This window comes from Staphylococcus sp. HMSC035D11 (genome assembly GCF_001836075.1).
Taxonomy (GTDB): domain Bacteria; phylum Bacillota; class Bacilli; order Staphylococcales; family Staphylococcaceae; genus Staphylococcus; species Staphylococcus hominis.
The window spans coordinates 105,947-130,268 of sequence record NZ_KV827278.1; the positions used below are offsets into that span (position 1 = coordinate 105,947).

Here is a 24,322-nt window from a genome sequence, read left to right on the forward strand (position 1 = left end):
AATATGCTGTTGAAGCAACACCAGGTAATTTAAAACAATTAGAACAACAAAATAGACGTGCTGAAGCGGATAGACAACAAGAAATCGATGATGCTAAAGCATTAAAAGCAAAATTAGAAGATATCGAAGTTGAAGTAAGTGCTAAAACTGGTGAAGGCGGTAAATTGTTTGGTTCTATTAGTACAAAACAAATTGCTGACGCATTAAAAAATCAACACGATATTAAAATTGATAAACGTAAAATGGATTTACCACACGGTATTCACGCGTTAGGTTATACTAATGTACCTGTTAAATTAGACAAAGAAGTTGAAGGTACAATTCGCGTACACACTGTAGAAAAATAAAAAGATTTAGGACAAATAGGTAGTCCATTCTTTTAAAAGCAATTCATAGAAAGATATAATGTTGCACTAGCATGTCGAAAATTTTAAGATAGATGGGTGTAATGATTGATGGATAATATGTATGATCAAAGACAAATGCCCCATAACAATGAAGCTGAACAGTCTGTCTTAGGTGCAATTATTTTAGATCCAGAATTAATAGGTTCGACTCAGGAGGTATTACTTCCTGAGTCGTTTTATAGAGGTGCACACCAACATATCTTTAGAGCAATGATGAACTTAAACGAAGATGCTCATGAGATTGATGTAGTCACGTTAATGGAACAATTAACGAAAGAAGGTACATTAAGTGAGGCTGGTGGCCCTCAATATTTAGCTGAATTATCGAATAATGTACCGACGACACGTAATATTGAATACTATAGAAATATAGTTGCTAATCTTGCGCTTAAACGTCGATTAATTCAAACAGCTGATAGCATTGCGAATGATGGGTATAATAATGAGCTTGAATTAGATGCTATTTTAAGTGATGCTGAAAAACGTATTCTTGAACTCTCAGCAAACCGTCAAAGTGATGGATTTAAAGATATTAGAGATGTCTTAGGTCAAGTATATGAGACTGCAGAGGAACTTGATCAAAATAGTGGGCAAACGCCGGGTATTCCTACTGGATACCGCGATTTAGACCAGATGACTGCGGGCTTTAATAGAAATGATTTAATTATTTTAGCAGCCCGTCCTTCTGTAGGTAAGACTGCCTTCGCACTTAATATCGCTCAAAAAGTAGCCACTCATGAAGATAACTATACAGTAGGTATTTTCTCACTTGAAATGGGTGCCGATCAACTTGCGACACGTATGATTTGTAGTTCAGGAAATGTAGATTCTAACCGTTTAAGAACAGGGACAATGACAGAAGAAGACTGGAATCGATTTACGATTGCAGTAGGTAAATTATCGAGAACAAAGATTTTTATTGATGATACACCAGGAATTCGTATTACAGATTTACGCTCAAAGTGTCGTCGTCTTAAACAAGAACATGGTCTGGATATGATTGTCATTGACTATCTACAACTTATTCAAGGGAGTGGCTCACGTTTTTCAGATAATAGACAACAAGAAGTCTCTGAAATCTCACGTACGTTAAAAGCCATCGCTCGTGAATTAGAATGTCCCGTTATCGCACTGAGTCAGTTATCTCGTGGCGTAGAACAACGTCAAGATAAACGACCAATGATGAGTGATATTCGTGAATCTGGATCAATTGAGCAAGACGCAGATATTGTTGCTTTCTTGTATCGTGATGATTACTATAATCGAGGCGATGGTGAAGAAGATGACGATAGTACTCATTTCGAACCTCAATCAAATGACGATAATGGTGAGATTGAAATTATTATTGCTAAACAACGTAACGGCCCTACAGGCACAGTGAAGTTACACTTTATGAAACAATATAATAAATTTACAGACATTGATTATGCACATGCAGACATGTCTTAAAAATATTTTTTACCGTACATTATTATTATTTTTAATATAAATGTACGGTTTTTATTTTGTTTTTAAAAAATAAAGTTAAGTGAAGTATGTGTATTAGACATTTGTAAAACTGCCTTGAAATACTGGTAAATTAACAATTTCAAAGTTTTTTTAATAAAATATACGTATTTATTTGACTGATGTGAATGCTATTTTTAATGTTCGATTTTTATTTGCATTATATGAAACGTATTGATAGAATACTTAGTGGTTAATTGAGAAAACTTTGGAGGTGCTCACATGTCATCAATCGTAGTAGTTGGGACACAATGGGGAGACGAAGGTAAAGGTAAAATTACAGATTTCTTAGCAGAACAAGCAGATGTGATTGCGCGTTTTTCAGGTGGTAATAACGCAGGTCATACCATTCAGTTTGGTGGAGAAACATACAAATTACATTTAGTACCATCAGGTATTTTTTATAAAGATAAATTAGCAGTGATTGGTAATGGAGTGGTTGTAGATCCTGTTGCATTATTAAAAGAATTAGACGGTTTAAATGAACGTGGTATTTCTACAGATAATCTACGTATTTCAAACCGTGCGCAAGTCATCTTACCGTATCACTTAGCACAAGATGAATATGAAGAACGTCGTCGCGGCGATAATAAAATCGGTACAACGAAAAAAGGTATTGGACCAGCTTATGTAGATAAAGCACAACGTATTGGTATTCGTATGGCTGATCTATTAGAAAAAGATACATTTGAAAGACGTTTAAAAGAAAATATTGAGATTAAAAATGCATATTTCAAAGGGATGTTTAATGAAACTTGTCCACACTTTGATGAAATGTTCGATGAATACTATGCCGCTGGTCAACGTTTAAAAGAATTCGTTACAGATACAGCTAAAATTTTGGATGACGCTTTCGTAGCTGATGAAAAGGTTTTATTTGAAGGTGCACAAGGTGTTATGTTAGATATCGACCATGGTACATATCCTTTCGTAACGTCAAGTAATCCTGTTGCAGGTAACGTGACAGTAGGAACTGGCGTGGGTCCAACCTTCGTATCTAAAGTGATTGGTGTATGTAAATCCTATACATCTCGTGTAGGTGATGGCCCATTCCCTACTGAATTATTCGATGAAGATGGTCATCATATTAGAGAAGTAGGTCGTGAATATGGAACGACAACAGGACGTCCTCGTCGTGTAGGTTGGTTCGACTCAGTTGTATTACGTCACTCTCGTCGTGTAAGTGGTATTACAGACTTATCTATTAACTCAATTGACGTTTTAACAGGTTTAGATACAGTTAAAATCTGTACAGCATATGAGTTAGATGGTGAAACAATCACAGAATATCCAGCAAACTTAGATCAATTACGTCGTTGTAAACCCATCTTCGAAGAATTACCTGGTTGGACGGAAGACATTACAGGTTGTCGTACATTAGAAGAATTACCTGAAAACGCACGTAAATACTTAGAACGTATTTCTGAATTATGTGGCGTTCATATTTCAATCTTCTCTGTAGGCCCTGACCGTGAGCAAACAAACCTATTAGAAAAATTATGGTAAGAAAAGCGTATAAACCTAGAGCAATAACGTGCTAAGAGCGAAAATCGGTTTTTGATTTTAGAGATTAGCATATGATGGATGAGAGAATTACGTTTCGAAGCCCGTTAATAATAAAACATTTAATTGTATACATCTAACGTTGTTAAAGTGACTCACTTTAGCAACGTTTTTTATATATAAAATAAGATAATGATAACCGTATCATTTAAATTTGAATATGAATTAATAATGTAAAAGTAAAGAAAAAAAGTATATTGTTATGTAATCTATCTTCAAAACAACTCTTTTTTTCTAAAAATTAAGGAATTATAAAAAAATATTAAAATTATGTAAAAAAGTTCTTGTCTTTAAAATAAAAGCTATGCTATAATCTATCTTGTGCTTAAGAACGGCTCCTTGGTCAAGCGGTTAAGACACCGCCCTTTCACGGCGGTAACACGGGTTCGAGTCCCGTAGGAGTCACCATTTTAGGTCTCGTAGTGTAGCGGTTAACACGCCTGCCTGTCACGCAGGAGATCGCGGGTTCGATTCCCGTCGAGACCGTATTGCTTATCCAAAAGGGTAGGCATTTTTTTTATGCTTTTTTAATATGGCTTCTTTATTTTTATAAATATATAGACGTTATCATGAGTAAAACGATGTGCGTATTACAAATAGGTGACGTCGCAATATATTTTTAATATTTCTCTCTTTTTTTATACATCTTTTATATATCACTCTTAATTTTCAACGATTATCCTCTATCATCATTTTGTAACATTGTACCGTTTCTGTCTTCCTACGACTTTTGTCCAATATTCAAGGCGCTCAACTTATTTGTAATATAAAACGAGAGTGGTAAACTTTAAATTAATGTTATTCTATAATTTTAAATATGAAAATAGAATTAAGTGAATATTAATGTTAAATTATATAGTAGATAAACGTGCGTTAAGACGTAAGATAGCGCCATATAATACAGTTAATGTTTTACTCAAAATATAATAAACATTAAGGTTTAAACTACAATTTGAGAAATGAGGTTTATAGATATGGCTAGAAAAGTTGTTGTAGTTGATGATGAAAAGCCAATTGCGGATATTTTAGAATTTAATTTAAAAAAAGAAGGCTATGAAGTTCATTGCGCTTATGATGGTAATGATGCAGTCGATTTAATTTATGAAGAAGAGCCAGACATCGTATTGTTAGACATTATGTTACCAGGTCGTGATGGTATGGAAGTATGTCGTGAAGTACGTAAAAAATACGAAATGCCAATTATTATGTTAACAGCGAAAGACTCAGAAATTGATAAAGTATTGGGCCTTGAATTAGGTGCTGATGATTATGTGACGAAACCATTTAGTACACGTGAATTAATTGCACGTGTGAAAGCAAACTTAAGACGTCACTATTCTCAACCTGCGCAAGAATCAGAAGGTACAACGAATGAAATTGCGATTAAAGATATCGTGGTTTATCCCGATGCTTATTCAATTAAAAAACGTGGTGAGGATATTGAATTAACACATCGTGAATTTGAATTATTCCACTATCTTTCAAAACATATGGGTCAAGTTATGACACGTGAACACTTATTACAAACGGTTTGGGGCTACGATTATTTTGGAGACGTGCGTACAGTGGATGTAACCATTCGTCGTTTAAGAGAAAAAATTGAAGACGATCCATCTCATCCAGAATATATTGTGACACGTCGAGGCGTTGGATACTTCCTCCAACAACATGATTAGGAGTTGCAAACGATGAAGTGGCTGAAACAACTCCAATCCCTTCACACAAAACTCGTTATTGTTTATGTCTTACTGATTATTATTGGAATGCAGATTATTGGTCTGTATTTCACTAATAGTTTAGAAAAAGAATTAACAAATAATTTCATGAAGAATATTAAACAATATGCGACACAACTCGAAGTCAATATTGAGCGTATTTATAAAGACAATCCTTCAAATGCACAAAAGGAAGTTCAATCGCTACTGAATGAATACGCTAATCGACAAGAGATTGAAGAAATCCGCTTTATTGATAAAGATCAAATTATAATGGCTACAGCGAAGTTATCATCACATAGCTTAATTAATCAAAAAGTGAATGATAACTCTGTTCAAAAAGCAATCTCTCTTGGCGAAGCAAATAGTCATAACGTCTTAAAAGACTATGGTCATGGTAAAGAACGGATTTGGATTTACAACTTACCAGTTAAGAATAGCAATGATGTGATCGGTAATATTTACATAGAGTCAAATATTAATGATGTATATAACCAGCTTAACAATATTAACCAAATCTTTATTATTGGTACGGCTATTTCCTTATTTATCACGGTTATACTCGGTTTCTTTATTGCGCGAACGATTACGCGACCGATTACAGATATGCGTAACCAAACAGTTGAAATGTCGAAAGGGAACTATACACAGCGTGTTAAGATTTATGGTAATGACGAAATTGGTGAACTTGCGCTTGCGTTTAATAATCTTTCTAAACGTGTACAAGAAGCCCAAGCGAATACAGAAAGTGAGAAACGTCGACTCGATTCTGTCATCACACATATGAGTGATGGTATCATTGCGACGGATCGACGTGGTCGTATTCGTATTGTGAATGATATGGCGATTAAAATGTTAGGTATGGCGAAAGAAGATCTCATTGGTTATTACATGCTAAATGTTTTAAAAATAGAAGGCGATTTTTCATTAGAAGAAATTCAAGAGAATAATGATAGTATCTTAATTGATATGAACGAAGAAGAAGGTATTATTGCACGTGTCAACTTTAGCACGATTGTACAAGATACGGGATTTGTTAATGGTTATATCGCCGTATTACACGATGTTACAGAGCAACAACAAGTGGAACGTGAACGTCGCGAATTCGTTGCCAATGTATCACACGAATTACGTACGCCGTTAACATCAATGAACAGTTATATTGAAGCACTTGAAGAAGGCGCTTGGAAAGATGAAAATCTTGCGCCATCGTTCCTTTCAGTCACACGTGAAGAAACGGTACGTATGATTCGACTAGTAAATGACTTACTTCAATTATCTAAAATGGATAATGAGACAGAACAAATTACAAAAGAAATTGTCGACTTTAATATGTTTATTAATAAAATTATTAATCGACATGAAATGGCAGCGAAAGATACAACGTTTGTACGTGAAATTCCAAATGAAACGATTTTCACAGAAATAGATCCAGATAAGATGACACAAGTATTTGATAACGTCATTACGAATGCGATGAAATATTCTCGTGGAGATAAACGTGTCGAGTTCCACGTGAAACAAAATGCACTTTATAATCGAATGACCATTCGTATTAAAGATAATGGCATCGGTATTCCAATTAATAAAGTAGATAAAATCTTTGATCGCTTCTACCGCGTAGATAAAGCACGTACACGTAAAATGGGTGGTACAGGTCTTGGACTGGCCATTTCAAAAGAAATTGTCGAAGCACATAATGGTCGTATCTGGGCAAACAGTGTTGAAGGACAAGGCACATCGATATTTATTACACTTCCATGTGAAGTGATAGACGACGGTGATTGGGATGAACAGTAAGGAACATATTAAATCAGTTATCCTTTTTCTTTTAGTCATGATGAGTATTGTCCTTACGTATATGATTTGGAACTTTACTCCAGATTTAAATAATTTAGACAGCGCGGATAGTAAAAAAAATAATACTAAAACCATTGGTAAACCTTTAGCTGCAAAGATGGACACAGTGATTTCACCTTATCAAGTTGTGTCAGTTAAAGGGGATAAAGTAAAAGGATTGACACCATCAAGATCTCAACTCGCTCAAGTTATTGATCCACTCAAAGATCATGAAGTGAGTAAAGTAGAATTGATGCAAAAAGGGTATAACTTGCAAACTCCGATATTAGACCATGATTTTGTCGTGTTGGATTTTACGTATGATATGCCACTAACAACCTATTTAGGTCAAGTACTTAATAACTCAGCTAAAATTCCTAAACATTTTAGCTTTAATCGAATTTTAATTGATAAAAATCCTAAGGGTGATTTAGAATTATATGCGCTGAGTAAACGTCATCAACAAGTCATGAAAGTGACGATAGACGCTAAGGCAACGCCATTTACTAAAACCATTCATCATTTAGAAAAAGATATGGAAACCTATTCGGAAGTGATTACGAATAAGACGACGATTGATAAATCAACGCATATTTTTGCGCCGAAACATCCAAAAGACCTACGCTCATATCGTATGGTATATGATACGATTTCAGTCGAAACGATGAACTCAATTTTATTTGATGATTCTGTCATTATTCGAAGCGGAAAAAGTGGTTCAACCACATATAATAATAATACCGGCGTCGCAAACTATAATGATGACAGTAAAAAGTACCATTATAAAAACTTATCTGAAGATGAATCAGGTTCGAAAGATATGGATACCTCCATTCCAAGTACATTCGAATATATTAATAATCATGGTGGTTTCTTTAACGATGATTTCCGTCTGTTCAATACGGATAATATGTCAGGAGAATTAACCTATCAATTATTCCTCAATGGACATCCTACATTTAATGATCAGCAGTTAAATGAAATTAACGTGACTTGGGGAGAAAAAGGAATTTATGACTATAAACGTGCTCTTCTACGTTCAAGCGTGCCTTTAGAAGGTGCAACGACATCATTAGACAGTTTGGAAACTGTGCGTGCGTCACTTGCGAACAATCATAATATTGATTTTGAAAAAATATCGAATATGATCGTTGGCTATAAAGAAGATGATCAGCCAGATAAAGATGACATCGAAGTACAACGTAATAGTGAATTTATTCCAACGTGGTATGTTGAGTATGATGGTGAATGGTATGTATATCAGGATGGGAGGCTTGAATAAATGAACTGGAAACTAACCAAAACATTGTTTATTTTCGTGTTTGTTCTAGTCAATATTTTTCTCATTCTGATTTATATTAATAAGGTGACTAAATCGCAAATTAATGAAACTGAAAGCGATAATGAAGTCAACTTCCAGCAAGAAGAGATTAAAGTATCGACAGATGTATTAAATAAAGATGTAAGTGGTACGAAGATGCAAATGATTACTGCTACTTCTAAAAACTTTAAATCATACGCTGAAAATAAATCTTCATTAGAAACAAGTAATTCTGGTTTCACAGTAAGTGGTGACGTAGATAATACTGTAAATGTAAGTGATCGTAATCTTAGTGATTTAAAAGATTACATTATCAATCATATTTATAATGGTAAGGTCTATCAACTTGGCGATATTAATTCAAATGCTGTTACCTATGAACAAACATATGATGGGTACCCATTGCTTAATAACAATAAAGCACGCCTTCGCTTTAATATAGACGATGGTAAAGCGACAATGTATAAACAAACATTAATGAGTAAAATTGAACCTGCAAAAGGTGACAATAATCCTAAGAAGCAAGTCATTACACCGCGTAAAGCAATTGAAAGCTTGTATTTCAATCGTTACTTAAAAGCTGGCGATGAAGTATTAGATGCAAGATTAGGATATTACTCAGTAGTAAGAGAAACCAACGTTCAATTACTACAAGCAAACTGGGAAATCAAAGTGAAACATAAAGGTAAAGAAGAAACGAAAAAATATTATGTTGAAGCCACTTCAGTCAATCCAAAAGTGATTGATAACTAAAAAGTGAATCATTTTAAATAGAGCAAAATGGCGGTCAAATTTGCCCGTTGTTTTGCTCTTACATATTTAATATAAACAGAGAATTGGAATTTTTAGTTACAGGTTGGTATAGTATACTATAAAAGTACTTTTAGAGCGGAAAGTTTCGAACAGAGATACAAGTTCGAAACTATATTTTTTTAGAAAAAAGAGTAAATATAAAATAATTAGACTGAAGGCACTCTAAATAATTAAAACTTAAGATAATGAGAAAGGATGAACCATCTTGATTCGAATGAGCGTATTAGCAAGCGGTAGTACAGGAAACGCGACTTATGTAGAAAGTGAGAAAGGCAGTCTTTTAGTAGATGTCGGTCTTACGGGTAAAAAGATGGAAGATTTATTTAGTCAGATTGATAGGGATATGAAGAATCTGAATGGCATCCTAGTGACACATGAACATAGCGACCATATTAAAGGACTTGGCGTCATTGCACGTCGATATGGTTTACCAGTGTATGCGAATGAAAAAACTTGGAAAGCGATTGAAAAAAAAGATGATAAAATTCCGATGGATCAAAAATTTATTTTCAATCCCTATGAAACAAAATCTATTGCAGGTTTTGATATAGAATCGTTTAATGTCTCTCATGATGCGATTGATCCACAATTTTATATTTTCCATAATAACTATAAGAAATTTACGATGATTACAGATACCGGCTATGTGTCAGACCGAATGAAAGGTATGATTCAAGGTAGTGACGCATTTATGTTTGAAAGTAATCATGATGTGGATATGTTACGCATGTGTCGTTATCCTTGGAAGACGAAACAGCGTATTTTAAGTGATATGGGACATGTGTCAAATGAAGATGCAGGACATGCGATGGCGGATGTGATTACAGGTAATACGAAACGTATCTATCTTTCACATTTATCTCGTGATAATAATATGAAAGATTTAGCACGAATGAGCGTCGGACAAGTATTAAATGAACATGATATCGATACTGAAAAAGAAGTATTGTTATGTGACACAGATAAAGCACAAGCGACACCGATTTACACGTTATAAAATTGAAAAGAAGTATGAAGCTTAATGAAAATCTTAAGGGAATATGAGGTTTTTATTAAGCTCTTTTTTTGGAAAAATTAAAGATATGATCTAACAATTTGGACTATACATGAATATTCATTAAAAAGTGGATAATTAAAGTGATTTACTTAGAATCTGTGAATAAATATAAAAGACGGTCGTGAAGTTATCCCCAAATCTGAAGAAAGTTATCCACTATTGTGAATAATACACACAGAAATACTCACATTATACACAGACTTATCCACAAAAGTGATGGATGAATGAGATTTTTTGTAGATAAATCTTGAATTTTCCACAGAATTTATATACATTACTGTTATAATTAGAGGGAATTCTGTTAACAAGTTGATAACTTGTGGATAAGTCGAATAACTATTATCAACATGGAGGACTATAATGAAGATTACTATTTTAGCTGTCGGAAAATTAAAAGAAAAGTACTGGAAACAAGCGATTGCTGAATATGAAAAAAGACTCGGGGCATACTCTAAAATTGAGATGATTGAAGTGCCGGATGAAAAAGCACCTGAAAATATGAGTGATAAAGAGATTGAACAAGTCAAAGAAAAAGAAGGACAACGATTATTAGCCAAAATTAAACCACAAGCCACCGTTATTACATTAGAAATACAAGGTAAAATGTTATCATCGGAAGGTTTAGCTAAAGAACTACAACAACGTATGACACAAGGACAAAGTGACTTCGTCTTCGTCATTGGGGGATCAAACGGACTCCATCAAGACGTCTTAAATCGCAGCAACTACGCACTCTCATTTAGCAAAATGACCTTCCCACACCAAATGATGCGCGTCGTCTTAATCGAACAAGTGTATCGAGCATTTAAAATTATGAGAGGCGAAGCATATCATAAATGATGCGGTTTTTTATCCACTTTTTTGCTTAATGAACGAGGTAAACTACGAGATAATATTTGAAGAAAACAATAAAGTAGAGATGGATTTCCATATCTTCTTTAGTAGCGGTTTTATTAATGCTTCAAAAGCAGGAGTTATTATGAGCTATAGAATGGTCTAAGTATGGTATTAAAGTAAATACGATTGCTCCTGGATACATGAAAACAGCTTTAACTGAACCGATGTTTAATATTGGAGAAGAAGTGATTGATTATTGGATGGGCGCGACCCCAATGGGACGTCCAGTTGAACCAGAAGAATTAGGCGGCATTGTCGTTTATCTTGCTTCGGATGCATCCTCATTTGCACAGGGTAGTGTATTTACTATTGATGGTGGATATACTGCATTATAGAAATAGAATATAATCTAAAAATAATTTTACACATCTTATAAAATTAGAGAGAAAAATCTAAATTTATGAGATGTGTTTTTATGTTAACAATTTTATAAAAAACTTCCTTCCAAGATCTTCTTTTTACCTCCTCAATATTGTAATAGAAAAGAAACAAGTATTTTTGATAATTATTGCTATCCATCGTAAAGACAATCTCATTAATATAATCATTTCTTAGGAAATAAGGGATGTAAATTATTTTGTAGGTTCTGTTTTATTATATTATTAATATAGTAGATAGAAAAAAATCTTTTAATAAGATAAGGTGATGGTAAGGAGTGTTTAAATATGATTGTAAGAAATCAGATTAGGAGCTATAGAAAAGAATATAAATTATCACAGATGGATTTAGCAGAAAAATTATTTGGATTAAGTCAAACGATTTCTAATTGGTAAAATCAAAGAAGTTATCCTGATTTAAATAATTTGATTGCACTTACAGCAATATTTAATGCTTCTTTAGATCAACTTGTTAAAGGAGATATAGAAGAGATGAAGAATTATTGTAAGTAGTAATAAACTACGTAGATATAGTTTTTCATGATTATATTTATGGTACTAGCAATCATTTTTTCTTTGAGTGGCATTAAAATATGAAGAAAGTTGGTTTCAATGAGTTTTGCAGCTAAGATTGACCGTTTAAAAAAGAAATACGACATAAAGAATTACAAAGAAATAGTTTATTGTATGGAAAGTGGTAAAAATAGATAATTATAAAAGAAATAATGTAATAGAAATATAAGCTATATGTAAGAAGGTGTATATTATTATTTTCAGTGTTAAAGGTTCTAATGTTAAAAAAACTATTAATAAAAAAATTATTATTAAAGATCTTACTTTTAAATTTCCCAAAAATGAAATTATATTAATTGAGGGCAGTAATGGATGTGGTAAGTCTATGATGCTCAAAATGATAGTAGGATTAATAAAGCCTACCTCTGGAAGTATTAAAGTGAACGGGAAAATTAGCTATGCTCCAGATTATTTGCCTTCTACAATAAATTTAACAATAAGAGAATATTTAGATTTTCTAGATAATGTATACAATGATAACGAACATAATATAGAAGACTTAATTATTTATTTCAAATTAAATAATTTATTAGATAAGAGATTGAATTTATGTTCTAAAGGGACAAAACAAAAAGTAAATTTAATTCAGTGTTTAATTAAAAATGCAGATATTTATATATTGGATGAACCATTTTCTGGTTTAGATAAAGAAGCAATAATAAGTTTGAAAAAATTAATTATTCAAAGGCAAAAAAATGCAACTATTATATTAACATCTCATGAAGAATTACTCGATGAAAGTTTTGTTACTCATAAGTTCAACTTAGAAAATAAAAAATGGATAGAATTACAGCAACGATTAAATCCCTATAAAGAAATAAAAATTAACAATAAAAATCACAATAAAATTAAAGATATGATGAAAAGTTTCGATGAAGTTAAAGTATTTTATCATAAAGAATACACTATTATAAATGTTGATAATAGACAGAGTAATAATGTACTAAAAGTGTTAATAAATAATGGTTACTTAATTGAAGAGGTGAATAATAGAAATGATTGAACCAATCTATTATTTTTTCAAAAATATGATTAGATCATATAAATTTATTGCTCCATATAGTGTATTTGTATTGATAGTAGTTATTTTATATTATTATGCAGGGCAACCAGCTTTATCTAGTTTTGGTACTACTTCAATGTTATTACTTTTTATTTCTATTTGGTTAAATTTGATTACTTTTGATTTAGAATCAGTAGAAGAATTACAATTACTACTTACGCAACTTGGAAGATCACTGTATCTAACTTCTAAACTGATATTTAATTTTTTAATGACCGTACCATTAATTATTTTTGCCATTACATATCCATTAGTATCTCTTAGGTTTGAACATTTACCATCTCTTACAGAGATATTAATAGGAATTCATGTCCATATTATAATTAGTATTACTGCAATAATATTAACAGCATTGTTTAAATATTCTAATTTTTTATCAAGAAAATACAGTTGGTTATTATTAATATTGATATCTTTGTTATCTATTTTAAAATCAAATATTATTAAAGAAATACCTACTTTTAAATATATTTCATTTGTTTTACCACCTATAAGTGAAATATTAAATTATCTTAGTCAATCAAGTACATCTATGTTTAACACTCATTTTTTGATAATTAATTTATGGTACTACATTTATATATTATTTTTCACTATTGTTTTATATACTATTTTTATTAAAAGAGATATTTTATTATTAAATAAGTAATTTAATAAATTTACAAAATATTCATAACCAATAAAGCAATTGATAAATAAATTATTACAAATATAAATGAGGTAAGAATATATAAAAATCTTATTATTAAAAAGAAATTATGAAATAATCATCGTACGTATAGGAACATCTTTATTAAGGATAGTACCTATTTGTCTATGTGTGTCGTTATTTGAAGCTATCAAAATTTCTACTAAATTTCGTTTGAATCCTATATCTTTTTTTACTTCATAATGTGAAGTATATTCTTGAGCTAATGGATATAATAAATCATTTAATATATGTAGAAAATGTAAAGTAATATTTAATAATTTAAAGGGAGAGAATATTTTGATTGAAGAAAAGATATTAAATTTAATTAAAGAGAAACGTGAAGGTAGATATTGGGATTTCAAAGTTGAGTATCATAAAAATAAAGCTGAGTTACTACATGATATAATTTGTTTGGCAAATAATCTTTCAAATGAGGAAGCATATTTAATATTAGGAGTAGCCGATAATGGTCATATTAAAGGGGTTAATAATGATCCAAATAGAAAAAAACAAGAAGAATTATTATCTTTCATAGAAGGTAAAAATTTTGCCGGTGGAAAATATCCATACGTTTTATTAAGGACTATAAAATATGAAGAAAAAGAGATAGATATTATTATTATTCGACCTGGTGATAAAGTTCCATATTATTTAGAGAGTTCATTTACTGACGATAAGTCTGGTAAATCTAGAACAGTTAATGCAGGTAGTATATATACAAGAACTGAAGATAAAAATACGCCAATTAATACTACTGCTAATCCACTGGATACTGAAACTTTATGGAAAATTCACTTTGGTTTACATCCAGACCCTATTAAAAGACTTCAAAAATATTTGTTGTTTTCGAATAAATGGATAAAAAATATAACAGGCTATTTCTATAATGAGTCCCCTGAATATACTATTTATAATAATGAGGAATACAGTGATAAATATTTTTCATTAAATGCGCCTTTTTATGCATATAATCAAACGAATAGCAATGTCTTATATTCTCAATACGAATGTAAATATCATGATACGGTGCTTGCTAGTGAACAGTGTATTACTCTAGATTCAGGTATTTATACAACTCCAATACCTGAGCATAGTGTAATAAACGACGATTTATATAATAGAGATACAATGTATTATCGTTATTTTATTGAAGATACTTTGATTTATAATCTTCATCTTTTTATGTATAACGAAAAATCTATGGAACAACAAATTTCCAGAAATAAATTTTTAGAATGTGTATTGATTTTTAAAAATGATAGCGAACAAAAAGAATTTGAAAATTATATTTATAAAAATTTTAATAAAATAAATGAATTAATCAATAACAATCAAAAGCGTGTATTTGGAATAGAATATTTAGATGATATAGCGCAAAAAAACATTATAAGAAAAATTAATACTGGAAGAGTTTTAAAAGAACAATTTTTAAACTTTAGAAAAAATTACAATTAATACTTTAATTAATAATAGGCTAAATTCAAAATCGTGATTTAGTCTAATTATTTAAGGTAATAGATCATTTACTTAATCGGATACTTGTAGTATTGATAAGATGATATTATCTGATTTGAAAGCACATTATCAAAAAGACAGCAATATGAAAATAATATTGATTGCTTCTATTAGAGGTGTTAAAGAATAGAAAAGTGAAAGTAAGTTCAGTTTCTTCACAAACACTAGAAAAAAAGTAAGAGTTACGATAAGTATCAAATGCTTTAAAAGGAGAGCTGAAAAAATCTTTGAGTTTAAACAAAAAATGAAAGGATTGAAAATTTTATAGATATTAATATTCAATATTTTGAAGAAAATGATGCTGAAGAAATCGTTAAGTTGATTCATCGATCAATGTTTGAAACGAACATCTTTGATTATTCTAAAGAAGATTTGATGAAAGATGCTGAAAATATAACTGTGTCATCAATCATTGAAAGAGCTTCTTGGACTCACTTTTATGTATTCAGAGATGGAGATACTATCATTGCGACAGGTGCAATTGGTCCCTATTGGGATAGTCCAACAGAGAGTAGTTTTTTCACTATTTTTGTTTTACCTGAATACCAAGGTAAAGGGATTGGAAAACTTATTATTAATACATTGGAAGACGATGAGTTTTATAAGAGAGCCAGCCGAATAGAAATACCAGCATCCATTACTGCAGTTCCTTTTTATCAGAAGTTTGGCTATAACTTCAAGGATGGAGTTAGTATTGCTGATGAGGAAGGTATAGTAAGAATGGAGAAAAAACTTTGCGACTTAAATTAACGTTACAAGTTAAGTAATGTTTAGTAAAATTATTAGTCGGATTTACAGATAAAAAGTAATAAATATACTATCTTTTAAAAAAGTTCGTTATTTCTCTAGTATAAAATAACGCGTCCAATATTAATTATTACTAAATTTTGATATATTTAAGGAAAGATTAAGTTTAGGGTGGATGAATGAATGGCTTATCAAAGTGAATATGCATTAGAAAATGAGGTACTCCAACAACTTGAGAGTTTAGGATACGAACGAGTAAACATACATAACGTTGAACAACTACATGATAATTTTCGAAACATTATCAATGAACGTCATAAGGATAAATTAAATGGGAAACCGCTGACGGATCGTGAGTTTGAACGTTTAATGACGGGAATTAACGGTAAATCTGTATTTGATAGTGCAATGCAATTACGCGATAGTTATGTACTTAAACGTGATGATGATACTGATTTATATCTGAATTTCATGAACTTAAAACAATGGTGTCAGAATAAATTCCAAGTAACCAATCAAATCAGTGTGAAAGATAAATATAAAAGCCGTTATGATGTGACAATTTTGATTAATGGTTTGCCATTAGTTCAAATAGAATTGAAGCGTAGTGGGGTAGCGATTACGGAAGCATTTAATCAAATTGAGCGTTATCGTCGTCAAAACTATACGGGTTTATTCCGATACATACAATTATTTGTCGTTAGTAACAAAATGGAAACACGCTACTACGCCAATAGTGATCGTGAAATCTTTAAGGGACAAATGTTTTATTGGAGTAATGAACAAAATGAGCGTATTAACTATCTTAAAGACTTTATTGAAGACTTCTTAGAACCATGTCACATTGCTAAGATGATTAGTCGTTATATGGTCGTCAATGAAACAGACAAAATTTTAATGGCATTACGTCCTTATCAAGTCTATGCGGTTGAGGCCATTTTAAATCGTGCGTTAGAAACAAATAACAATGGTTACATTTGGCATACCACAGGTAGTGGTAAAACACTGACTTCATTTAAAGCGAGTCAATTATTATCACAAGAAGAAAATATTAAAAAAGTGATTTTCTTAGTCGACCGTAAAGACTTAGATAATCAAACGTTAGCTGAATTTAATAAGTTCCAAGAAGACTCGGTTGATTTTACGGATAATACGCGTAAATTATTGAGACAATTAGCCGATCCAACTTTACCTTTAATTGTGACAACGATTCAAAAAATGGCGAATGCAGTGAAGTCCAATCACTCAGTAATGGAATCATATAAACAAGATAAAGTGATTTTTATTATTGATGAGTGTCATCGTACGCAATTCGGAGATATGCATCGTTTAATTAAGCAACATTTTGAAAATGCACAGTATTTCGGATTTACGGGGACACCACGTTTTGAAGAAAACAAGAGTCAAGATGGCCGAGCTACAGCGGACATTTTTGACAAATGTTTACATCACTATCTCATTAAAGACGCTATTAGAGACCATAATGTCCTTGGATTTTCAGTTGAATACAATCAAACGTTTAATTCACATGACGACTTAGACGAAGAATATATATCAAAAATTAATACCTCAGAAATTTGGATGGCAGATGAACGTATTGAAGCTGTTTGTCGACATTTGATTTCAAATTATCACAAGAAAACAGATAACGGAAATTACACGTCTATGTTTGCGGTTCAAAGTATTCCAATGGCGATTAAATATTATGACATATTCCAAAGACTGAAAACCGAAGGTGTTCATGATTTAAATGTTGCAACCATTTTTACGTATCAAGCCAATGAAGATACACAAGAAGGTGAAAAACAGGAACATTCAAGAGAAATTCTCGACCGTATTATGAATGATTATAATCAAACATTTAAAACGAATTATAATACGGATAATTTCGAAGGCTACTTTTCTGACGTATCTAAGCGTATGAAAGAAGTTGTTCGTGATGACAAAATCGACATTCTCATTGTTGTTAATATGTTTTTGACAGGCTTTGATAGTAAAAAGTTGAATACTCTTTATGTCGATAAAAACTTGAAACATCATGATTTAATTCAAGCCTATTCAAGAACGAATCGTGTAGAAAAAGAGCGTAAACCTTACGGTAATATTGTGTGTTATCGTGATTTGAAACAACAAACCGATGAAGCGATTGAGATTTTTTCACAAACAGATAATACCGATACGGTGTTAAGTTTATCGTATGAAGAATACTTAGGAAATTTTAAAGATATCTTAAAAGAAGTCTTTCAATTAGCGCCAACCCCTTTAGATGTCGATAGATTAGAGGCCGAGAATCTGAAAAAAGAATTTGTCATTGCATTCCGTGATTTATCTAATACACTCATCAAATTAAAAACCTTTGATGAATTTCAATTTACAGAAAATGAACTCGGGATTGCAGAACAAACCTATGAAGATTATAAAGGGAAATACTTAAATATCTATGAAGACGTGATACGTGGTAAAAAAGTAGATAATGATGATGCTGTGTCCGTTTTAGATGATATTGACTTCCAAGTTGAATTAATGCGCAATGATTTGATTAATGTGAAGTATATCATGGATTTAATAGGTCAAATTAATCTATCTGACGTGAAAGCACGTGATGAAAAACGTCATCAAATTCATAAGTTATTAGATAAAGCTGATGATCAACAATTACGTTTGAAAGCCGATTTGATTCGTAGTTTCTTAGATAAAGTTGTGCCATCATTAAAAGAGGATTCAGATATTAATGAAGCTTACTATGAATTTGAAGACAAAGAAAAAACCAAAGAAATTGATGCATTTGCAGAACAAAAAGCCTTTTCTGCTATGTTACTTAACGAAGCTGTTAATGAGTATGAATATAGTGGAAATATTGACCGTAAATCTATCGGTCAAAATATTTCAGAACCTTTTATGAAACGTAAACGAAAAACCGACCAAATTATACAGTTTATTGAAGATACTGTTGAAAAATATGGTATGGTTGAATAATTTTTATAAAATCCTTGTATTTTTTCTTTACTACAAGGATTTTACATTATATACTTAGTTTGTAGTAATAAAAAAATACAAAAAGAAGGTGAACAAAATATCGCAGCTATTTACATTTCATAATGGTTCATTAATTAATAGACTTGAAGTTGTAGAAACATCTCAAGGGGTAACATTACCGATTTATGACCAACGTATGATGGAGTTCGATGAGGGAGTGTTTCAACCGACAACACATCAGCCTAAGCATGTAACATTAAGCACAACACATCAAGCCAAGATAGTTCATACGGGTGATATCGTGATTAATATGATGACGAGTGAGTGTGTCATTGTGAGTCAACAACATCATGAAAGTATTCTCCCTTATAATTATACGCATATTGAGATTGATACAGCACATATCGATGTTAACTATTTTGTCTATTGGATGAATGCTTCATCTCAAGCGAAGAGTCAGTTAAATCAATTTAAACAAGGAGGTTCATTAGTTAAAAAATTAACATTGAATCAACTTAAACAACTTAAGATGACGCTACCTCCATTAGAACAACAACAACGTATAGGAAAACTTAATGAACGACGTAGACATTTAAAGTATTTACAAGCGAAACGAACTTATTTGATGGACCAATTTTTATCAGAATATTTATTTAAGGAGGACATTTAGATGTCAACAACGGAAAAACAAAGACAACAACAAGCCGAATTACAAAAGAAATTATGGAGTATTGCGAATGATTTACGTGGGAACATGGATGCAAGCGAGTTTAGAAATTATATTTTAGGGCTCATCTTTTACCGCTTTTTATCAGAAAAAACAGAAGAAGAAGTGGCTGAGTTATTAAAAGAAGACAATATTTCATATGCAGAAGCATGGGAAGATGAAGAATATCGCGAAGCGTTACAACAAGAGTTAATCAATTTAATTGGTTTTGTAATTGAACCTCAAGATTTATTTAGTCATCTAATTCAAAAAATTGAAACTCGAACATTTGAAATTGAAGATTTGCATAAAGCGATTAATAAAATCGAAGAATCAACACGTGGTGAAGACAGTGAAGAAGACTTTGATCATTTATTCGCTGATATGGATTTAAACTCCACACGTTTAGGTAATACCAATGCAGCACGTACGAAACTTATTTCAAAAGTCATGGTTAATTTAGCTACACTTCCGTTTGTGCATAGTGATATTGAAATTGATATGTTAGGGGATGCTTATGAATATTTAATTGGCCAATTTGCAGCCAATGCAGGTAAAAAAGCGGGAGAATTCTATACACCACAACAAGTGTCTAAAATTTTAGCTAAGATTGTGACAACGAATAAACCTAATTTAAAAAATGTGTATGATCCAACATGTGGTTCAGGTTCATTATTGTTACGTGTTGGGCGTGAAGCCGATGTCCGCTTCTACTATGGTCAAGAATATAATAATACCACATTCAACTTAGCACGAATGAATATGTTACTGCATGATGTGAACTATACGCGTTTTAAAATTGATAATGATGATACCTTAGAAAATCCTGCTTTTAGAGGAGAAAAATTTGATGCAGTAGTAGCTAATCCACCTTATAGTGCGAAATGGAGTGCCGACCCATCATTTTTAGACGATGAACGCTTTAGTGGTTATGGTAAATTAGCACCTAAGTCAAAAGCAGATTTTGCCTTCATTCAACATATGATTCATTATTTAGACGATAATGGCACAATGGCTGTCGTTTTACCTCATGGCGTACTATTCCGTGGTGCAGCTGAAGGAACGATTCGTAAATATTTAATTGAAGAAAAGAACTATTTAGATGCAGTGATTGGATTACCAACAAACCTATTTTTTGGGACAAGTATTCCAACCAGTATATTAGTATTCAAAAAATGCCGAGAAGATAGTGATAATGTATTATTCATTGACGCTTCACAATCATTCGAAAAAGGAAAAAACCAAAATCTATTGACAGATGAAGATGTTAATAAAATCGTCGAAACGTATCGTCATAGAGAAACGATTGATAAATTTAGCTATGTAGCCTCGTTAGATGAAATCAAAGACAATGACTATAACTTAAATATACCAAGATACGTCGATACATTTGAAGAAGAAGAACCGATTGACTTAGATTTAGTTCAACGACAATTGTCAGATATTGATAAAGAAATTTCAGAGGTTGAATCAGAAATCAATGATTATCTTAAAGAATTAGGAGTGTTAAAACATGACTGAAATAACAAATGCTCCCGATCTAAGATTTCCAGAATTTAATGATAAATGGCAAATGATGAATTTATCTAATATTGTTACTACTATTAAAGGGAATGATAACCAAATAGATTTACCTATACTAACAATTTCAGCAAAATATGGTTGGTTAACTCAAAAAGAAAGATTTTCTCAAGTAATTGCTGGGAATAGTTTGAAAAGATACACAAAAGTTAGTAGAGGTGATTTATCTTATAATAAAGGGAATTCAAAGATAGCTAAATATGGGATTGTATACAAAATGAATTATGATGAAGCACTAGTACCTAATGTATACAAGAGCTTTAGACCTCATAAAGGAATTAATAGTAGTTTTATTGAAAAATATTTTCATACTAAAAAATTAGATAGACAACTCAGAAAATATATAAGTTCTACTGCTCGAATGGATGGTTTACTTAATATAAGTGACAATGACTTTTATAAAGTAAACATATATATACCTAATAGCTTTGAACAAGAAAAAATAGGTGATTTCTTTAGCAAACTCGACCGACAGATTGAATTAGAAGAAAAGAAATTAGAATTGTTTGAGCAACAAAAGCGTGGTTATATGCAAAAGATTTTTTCACAAGATTTAAGATTTAAAGATGAAAATGGAAATGAGTATCCTAATTGGAAAAAGAGAAAAATTCAAGATTTAATGGAAGTTACTTCTGTAAAAAGAATTCATCAGTCAGATTGGCAGACAAATGGTGTTCCTTTTTTAAGAGCAAGAGATATTGTGGCTTATAACAAAGGAGATAAAATTGAAGAGCCTTTATTCATATCTTATGATAAATACAATGCACACAGTAAAATATCAGGAAAAGTTGAAAAAGGTGACTTACTAGTAACTGGTGTAGGTACAATTGGAATACCATTTTTAATAAAAGATAATAAACCATTATATTTTAAAGATGGAAATATTATTTGGCTAAAAAATCAAAAAAAATTGAATGAAAATTTTCTATTCTATTCTTTTCTAAGTACAAGTATTCAAAATTATATAAAAAGAGTAGCTGGTGTAGGTACTGTAGGTACATTTACAATAAAAAATGCGAAGAAAACACCAATATTTGAACCAATAAAAGAAGAACAAGAAAAAATTGGTAATTTCTTCAGTAAATTGGATGAATTAATTAATAAACAAAATCAAAAAATTGATGGATTGAAAAAACGTAAAAGAGGATTTTTACAGAAGATGTTTGTGTAATTCTGATAAACTCCTATTATGTAATGTAAAGTAATAAAAAAGATCCTCTCTTTTTTATTTTATTATTAATATATGATTTAGAACGCTATTAACTTATAAATAAATCTTTCATTAGCGTATTAAATTTTTAAATTGCAACGTTGAAACTTTTGTTGAAATAAATGTTACTATCAAAGTAATAATGCTAATAATTTATCTATATTTATTTAAAAATACACATTAAGTAATAGATACCATAATAGTAATACATGTTTTGCATTCTTCACTAAGTAGTGTTACAATTTAATTAACAAGAATATCTGCATTTTATGCACCAATCCCCTCACTACTGCCATAGTGAGGGGATTTTTATTGGCGTGGCTTAGTCGCCTATTTATCATCACGTTTTCGAAGCCAATATGAAAACAACGCGACGATACAACCACTTGCTGCCGTGGTCATGATATTAACAAGAATATCTGCCATTTTTAGCACCTCCTCTCTGCGTCTGACATAACGCCTGAGAGATAGGCGACTTTTATATTATATCATCAGTAATGAGCAAGTTACAGAGAACTTTTAATAAAGAGAATTATATTAATTGAAAATAGCAAAAAAATTAAATAGAGAGCATCCTTCACCGCAAAGTGAAGGATGCTCTATTTTTATTGTAAGTAATATAATTTTCATTTTAATAGATAATGGTTAATAATTGTCTGTAAATCATTATTAAGTACCGTTGTTATAGAGTCATCATCCATAAAATCATCATAGATTTTATCCAATATTTCCTCATCTTTAATTGATGTAAAATGATGTACTAGTCCTTTTACGATAGATATATAATTTTGAGATGCTAAGCAACTAGCAACTGTTCGCCAGTCTGATTGTGTAGTGTCATGGTTCATAGATAATCCTCCTTTTATTTCAATGTCCATTTTTGACGCGCTTTAGGATTGAGTGGATGCATGATTTCATTTGTTGCTGGGTTTATAAGCTTTTTAATTTTCTTTTTGTGAGGCTTCAACATTTCCATCACTTGCTCAACACGTTCGACGACAACAGGTCGTTTCGCATAAGCACCATAAGCTAGAATCACTGTGTCACTTTCGCTTATCGCTTTCATCAAGTGGATGTCTGTGTGTTTATCATAAGGTTCTTTAATATGTTTAAGGTTCTCTGGGGTTTTAATATTAGAGAATAGATTTACAAGATATACAGCACCATACTGTTCAGAATTCGCTAATTGGTTAAGGATAAGAACAGTTGTAAGATCGAGTGATAATACGCCATCTAAATGAGGGTACATCGTTATCACTGTACAAGCGGGTTTCTTTTCATCCCATGTTTTCTTGAGTAAGTAGCGGTGTTGTTCATCATCGCTAAATATGGCTTCTGTGTGTATCGTACTTTTGATTGTATTCATCATCGTCACTCCTTTTAGTATTCTTCTGGTAAAAGCATCACATAATAAAAAGCGTCCACGTCATCTTCACGAATGACGTAGACTTTCTTAGGTAATGCGTTTTGATTTTTTTCATAGTTTGTATAGTGATATTCCAATTTGTATGCGGGTTGTTCTTGTTCATGCGTAATAGAGAGTATATTATCATCTTCTTGTAGTTTAAAAATGTGTAGGTAATCTGTATGAGGTTGATTGTCTCGATCTTTTACCATATTCCAAAGTAGTATTTGAAGGTCTAGAGATAGGTGTTCACTAATGCCTCTTGTGATGTATCGATTGATTTTCATATTATTTTACCTCGTCTTGAATTTCTTTCATGATGATAATCGCTTGGCTAATAATCGTAACAGATATTTGTGC

20 protein-coding genes, 2 tRNA genes and 3 pseudogenes are annotated in these 24,322 nt (G+C 31.5%); 21 read left to right on the forward strand and 4 right to left on the reverse strand.

What is annotated here, in order from left to right:
- The 21 genes and pseudogenes from rplI to HMPREF2647_RS11625 form a co-directional block, all read left to right on the forward strand.
- The coding region (rplI, locus tag HMPREF2647_RS08990) for a 50S ribosomal protein L9 (RefSeq protein ID WP_070859965.1) at positions 1 to 347 on the forward strand (347 nt) is incomplete at its 5' end.
- Positions 348 to 455: 108 nt separating this feature from the next.
- Complete coding sequence (dnaB, locus tag HMPREF2647_RS08995; RefSeq protein WP_049415197.1) at positions 456 to 1,856, forward strand: replicative DNA helicase; 1,401 nt, start codon at positions 456 to 458, stop codon at positions 1,854 to 1,856.
- Positions 1,857 to 2,135: 279 nt separating this feature from the next.
- A complete protein-coding gene (locus HMPREF2647_RS09000; RefSeq protein WP_017175614.1) occupies positions 2,136 to 3,419 on the forward strand; it encodes an adenylosuccinate synthase in 1,284 nt (427 codons plus the stop codon).
- A 390-nt stretch (positions 3,420 to 3,809) separates the two neighbouring features.
- Positions 3,810 to 3,884 (forward strand) — tRNA-Glu (locus HMPREF2647_RS09005).
- A gap of 5 nt (positions 3,885 to 3,889) precedes the next feature.
- Positions 3,890 to 3,962, forward strand: a tRNA-Asp gene (locus HMPREF2647_RS09010).
- 488 nt (positions 3,963 to 4,450) lie between these two features.
- Positions 4,451 to 5,152 (forward strand): response regulator YycF, encoded by a 702-nt coding sequence (gene yycF / locus HMPREF2647_RS09015; RefSeq protein ID WP_048787705.1) that lies wholly within the window; start codon positions 4,451 to 4,453, stop codon positions 5,150 to 5,152.
- A 12-nt stretch (positions 5,153 to 5,164) separates the two neighbouring features.
- On the forward strand, positions 5,165 to 6,991 hold the full coding sequence (gene walK, locus HMPREF2647_RS09020) for a cell wall metabolism sensor histidine kinase WalK (RefSeq protein WP_048679004.1): 1,827 nt from the start codon (positions 5,165 to 5,167) through the stop codon (positions 6,989 to 6,991).
- On the forward strand, positions 6,981 to 8,312 hold the full coding sequence (locus tag HMPREF2647_RS09025) for a YycH family regulatory protein (RefSeq protein ID WP_054105632.1): 1,332 nt from the start codon (positions 6,981 to 6,983) through the stop codon (positions 8,310 to 8,312). Before walK ends, HMPREF2647_RS09025 begins: the two co-directional genes overlap by 11 nt.
- On the forward strand, positions 8,313 to 9,104 hold the full coding sequence (locus tag HMPREF2647_RS09030) for a two-component system regulatory protein YycI (protein ID WP_070859966.1): 792 nt from the start codon (positions 8,313 to 8,315) through the stop codon (positions 9,102 to 9,104).
- A gap of 274 nt (positions 9,105 to 9,378) precedes the next feature.
- Entirely contained in the window at positions 9,379 to 10,161 is a 783-nt protein-coding gene (locus HMPREF2647_RS09035) for an MBL fold metallo-hydrolase (protein ID WP_029376799.1), read from the forward strand.
- A gap of 420 nt (positions 10,162 to 10,581) precedes the next feature.
- Positions 10,582 to 11,061 (forward strand): 23S rRNA (pseudouridine(1915)-N(3))-methyltransferase RlmH, encoded by a 480-nt coding sequence (gene rlmH, locus HMPREF2647_RS09040; protein WP_017175609.1) that lies wholly within the window; start codon positions 10,582 to 10,584, stop codon positions 11,059 to 11,061.
- 115 nt (positions 11,062 to 11,176) lie between these two features.
- Positions 11,177 to 11,453: pseudogene (locus tag HMPREF2647_RS09045) on the forward strand (SDR family NAD(P)-dependent oxidoreductase); the annotation flags it as partial.
- Between the two features lie 799 nt (positions 11,454 to 12,252).
- Positions 12,253 to 13,071: an ATP-binding cassette domain-containing protein gene (locus tag HMPREF2647_RS09050; RefSeq protein WP_256326485.1), complete on the forward strand. Its 819-nt coding sequence runs from the start codon at positions 12,253 to 12,255 to the stop codon at positions 13,069 to 13,071.
- Positions 13,064 to 13,780 carry a hypothetical protein gene (locus HMPREF2647_RS09055; RefSeq protein WP_070859971.1) on the forward strand — a complete coding sequence of 239 codons (717 nt, stop codon included), beginning with the start codon at positions 13,064 to 13,066 and terminating at the stop codon, positions 13,778 to 13,780. The genes HMPREF2647_RS09050 and HMPREF2647_RS09055 overlap by 8 nt, the downstream gene beginning before the upstream one ends.
- A 339-nt stretch (positions 13,781 to 14,119) precedes the next feature.
- Positions 14,120 to 15,277, forward strand: coding sequence for an AlbA family DNA-binding domain-containing protein (locus HMPREF2647_RS09060; RefSeq protein WP_070859973.1), 1,158 nt, complete (start codon positions 14,120 to 14,122; stop codon positions 15,275 to 15,277).
- Between the two features lie 324 nt (positions 15,278 to 15,601).
- The gene (locus HMPREF2647_RS09065) at positions 15,602 to 16,087 is read left to right on the forward strand and encodes a GNAT family N-acetyltransferase (protein ID WP_070859975.1); all 486 of its coding nucleotides are present in this window, start codon (positions 15,602 to 15,604) and stop codon (positions 16,085 to 16,087) included.
- Positions 16,088 to 16,267: 180 nt separating this feature from the next.
- The gene (locus HMPREF2647_RS09070) at positions 16,268 to 19,060 is read left to right on the forward strand and encodes a type I restriction endonuclease subunit R (RefSeq protein ID WP_049382268.1); all 2,793 of its coding nucleotides are present in this window, start codon (positions 16,268 to 16,270) and stop codon (positions 19,058 to 19,060) included.
- A gap of 88 nt (positions 19,061 to 19,148) precedes the next feature.
- Entirely contained in the window at positions 19,149 to 19,730 is a 582-nt protein-coding gene (locus HMPREF2647_RS09075; protein WP_061544235.1) for a restriction endonuclease subunit S, read from the forward strand.
- Positions 19,731 to 21,287: a type I restriction-modification system subunit M gene (locus HMPREF2647_RS09080; protein ID WP_061544234.1), complete on the forward strand. Its 1,557-nt coding sequence runs from the start codon at positions 19,731 to 19,733 to the stop codon at positions 21,285 to 21,287.
- Positions 21,288 to 21,342: 55 nt separating this feature from the next.
- Positions 21,343 to 21,789, forward strand: a pseudogene (locus HMPREF2647_RS11620) (restriction endonuclease subunit S); the annotation flags it as partial.
- Positions 21,772 to 22,518 (forward strand): annotated as a pseudogene (locus tag HMPREF2647_RS11625) (restriction endonuclease subunit S); the annotation flags it as partial. The pseudogenes HMPREF2647_RS11620 and HMPREF2647_RS11625, both read left to right, overlap by 18 nt.
- A 369-nt stretch (positions 22,519 to 22,887) precedes the next feature.
- On the opposite strand, the gene HMPREF2647_RS11225 reads toward HMPREF2647_RS11625, so the two are convergent.
- The 4 genes from HMPREF2647_RS11225 to HMPREF2647_RS09100 all read right to left on the reverse strand — a co-directional run bounded on the left by HMPREF2647_RS11225 (position 22,888) and on the right by HMPREF2647_RS09100 (position 24,249).
- Positions 22,888 to 22,983: a type I toxin-antitoxin system Fst family toxin gene (locus HMPREF2647_RS11225; RefSeq protein ID WP_099560939.1), complete on the reverse strand. Its 96-nt coding sequence runs from the start codon at positions 22,981 to 22,983 to the stop codon at positions 22,888 to 22,890.
- A gap of 200 nt (positions 22,984 to 23,183) precedes the next feature.
- Positions 23,184 to 23,405, reverse strand: a complete 222-nt coding sequence (locus HMPREF2647_RS09090) for a hypothetical protein (protein ID WP_061544232.1) — start codon at positions 23,403 to 23,405, stop codon at positions 23,184 to 23,186.
- A 14-nt stretch (positions 23,406 to 23,419) separates the two neighbouring features.
- Positions 23,420 to 23,923: a DUF1643 domain-containing protein gene (locus tag HMPREF2647_RS09095; protein ID WP_037559702.1), complete on the reverse strand. Its 504-nt coding sequence runs from the start codon at positions 23,921 to 23,923 to the stop codon at positions 23,420 to 23,422.
- Positions 23,924 to 23,937: 14 nt separating this feature from the next.
- Entirely contained in the window at positions 23,938 to 24,249 is a 312-nt protein-coding gene (locus HMPREF2647_RS09100) for a DUF960 family protein (protein ID WP_061544231.1), read from the reverse strand.
- Positions 24,250 to 24,322 lie beyond the last annotated feature (73 nt).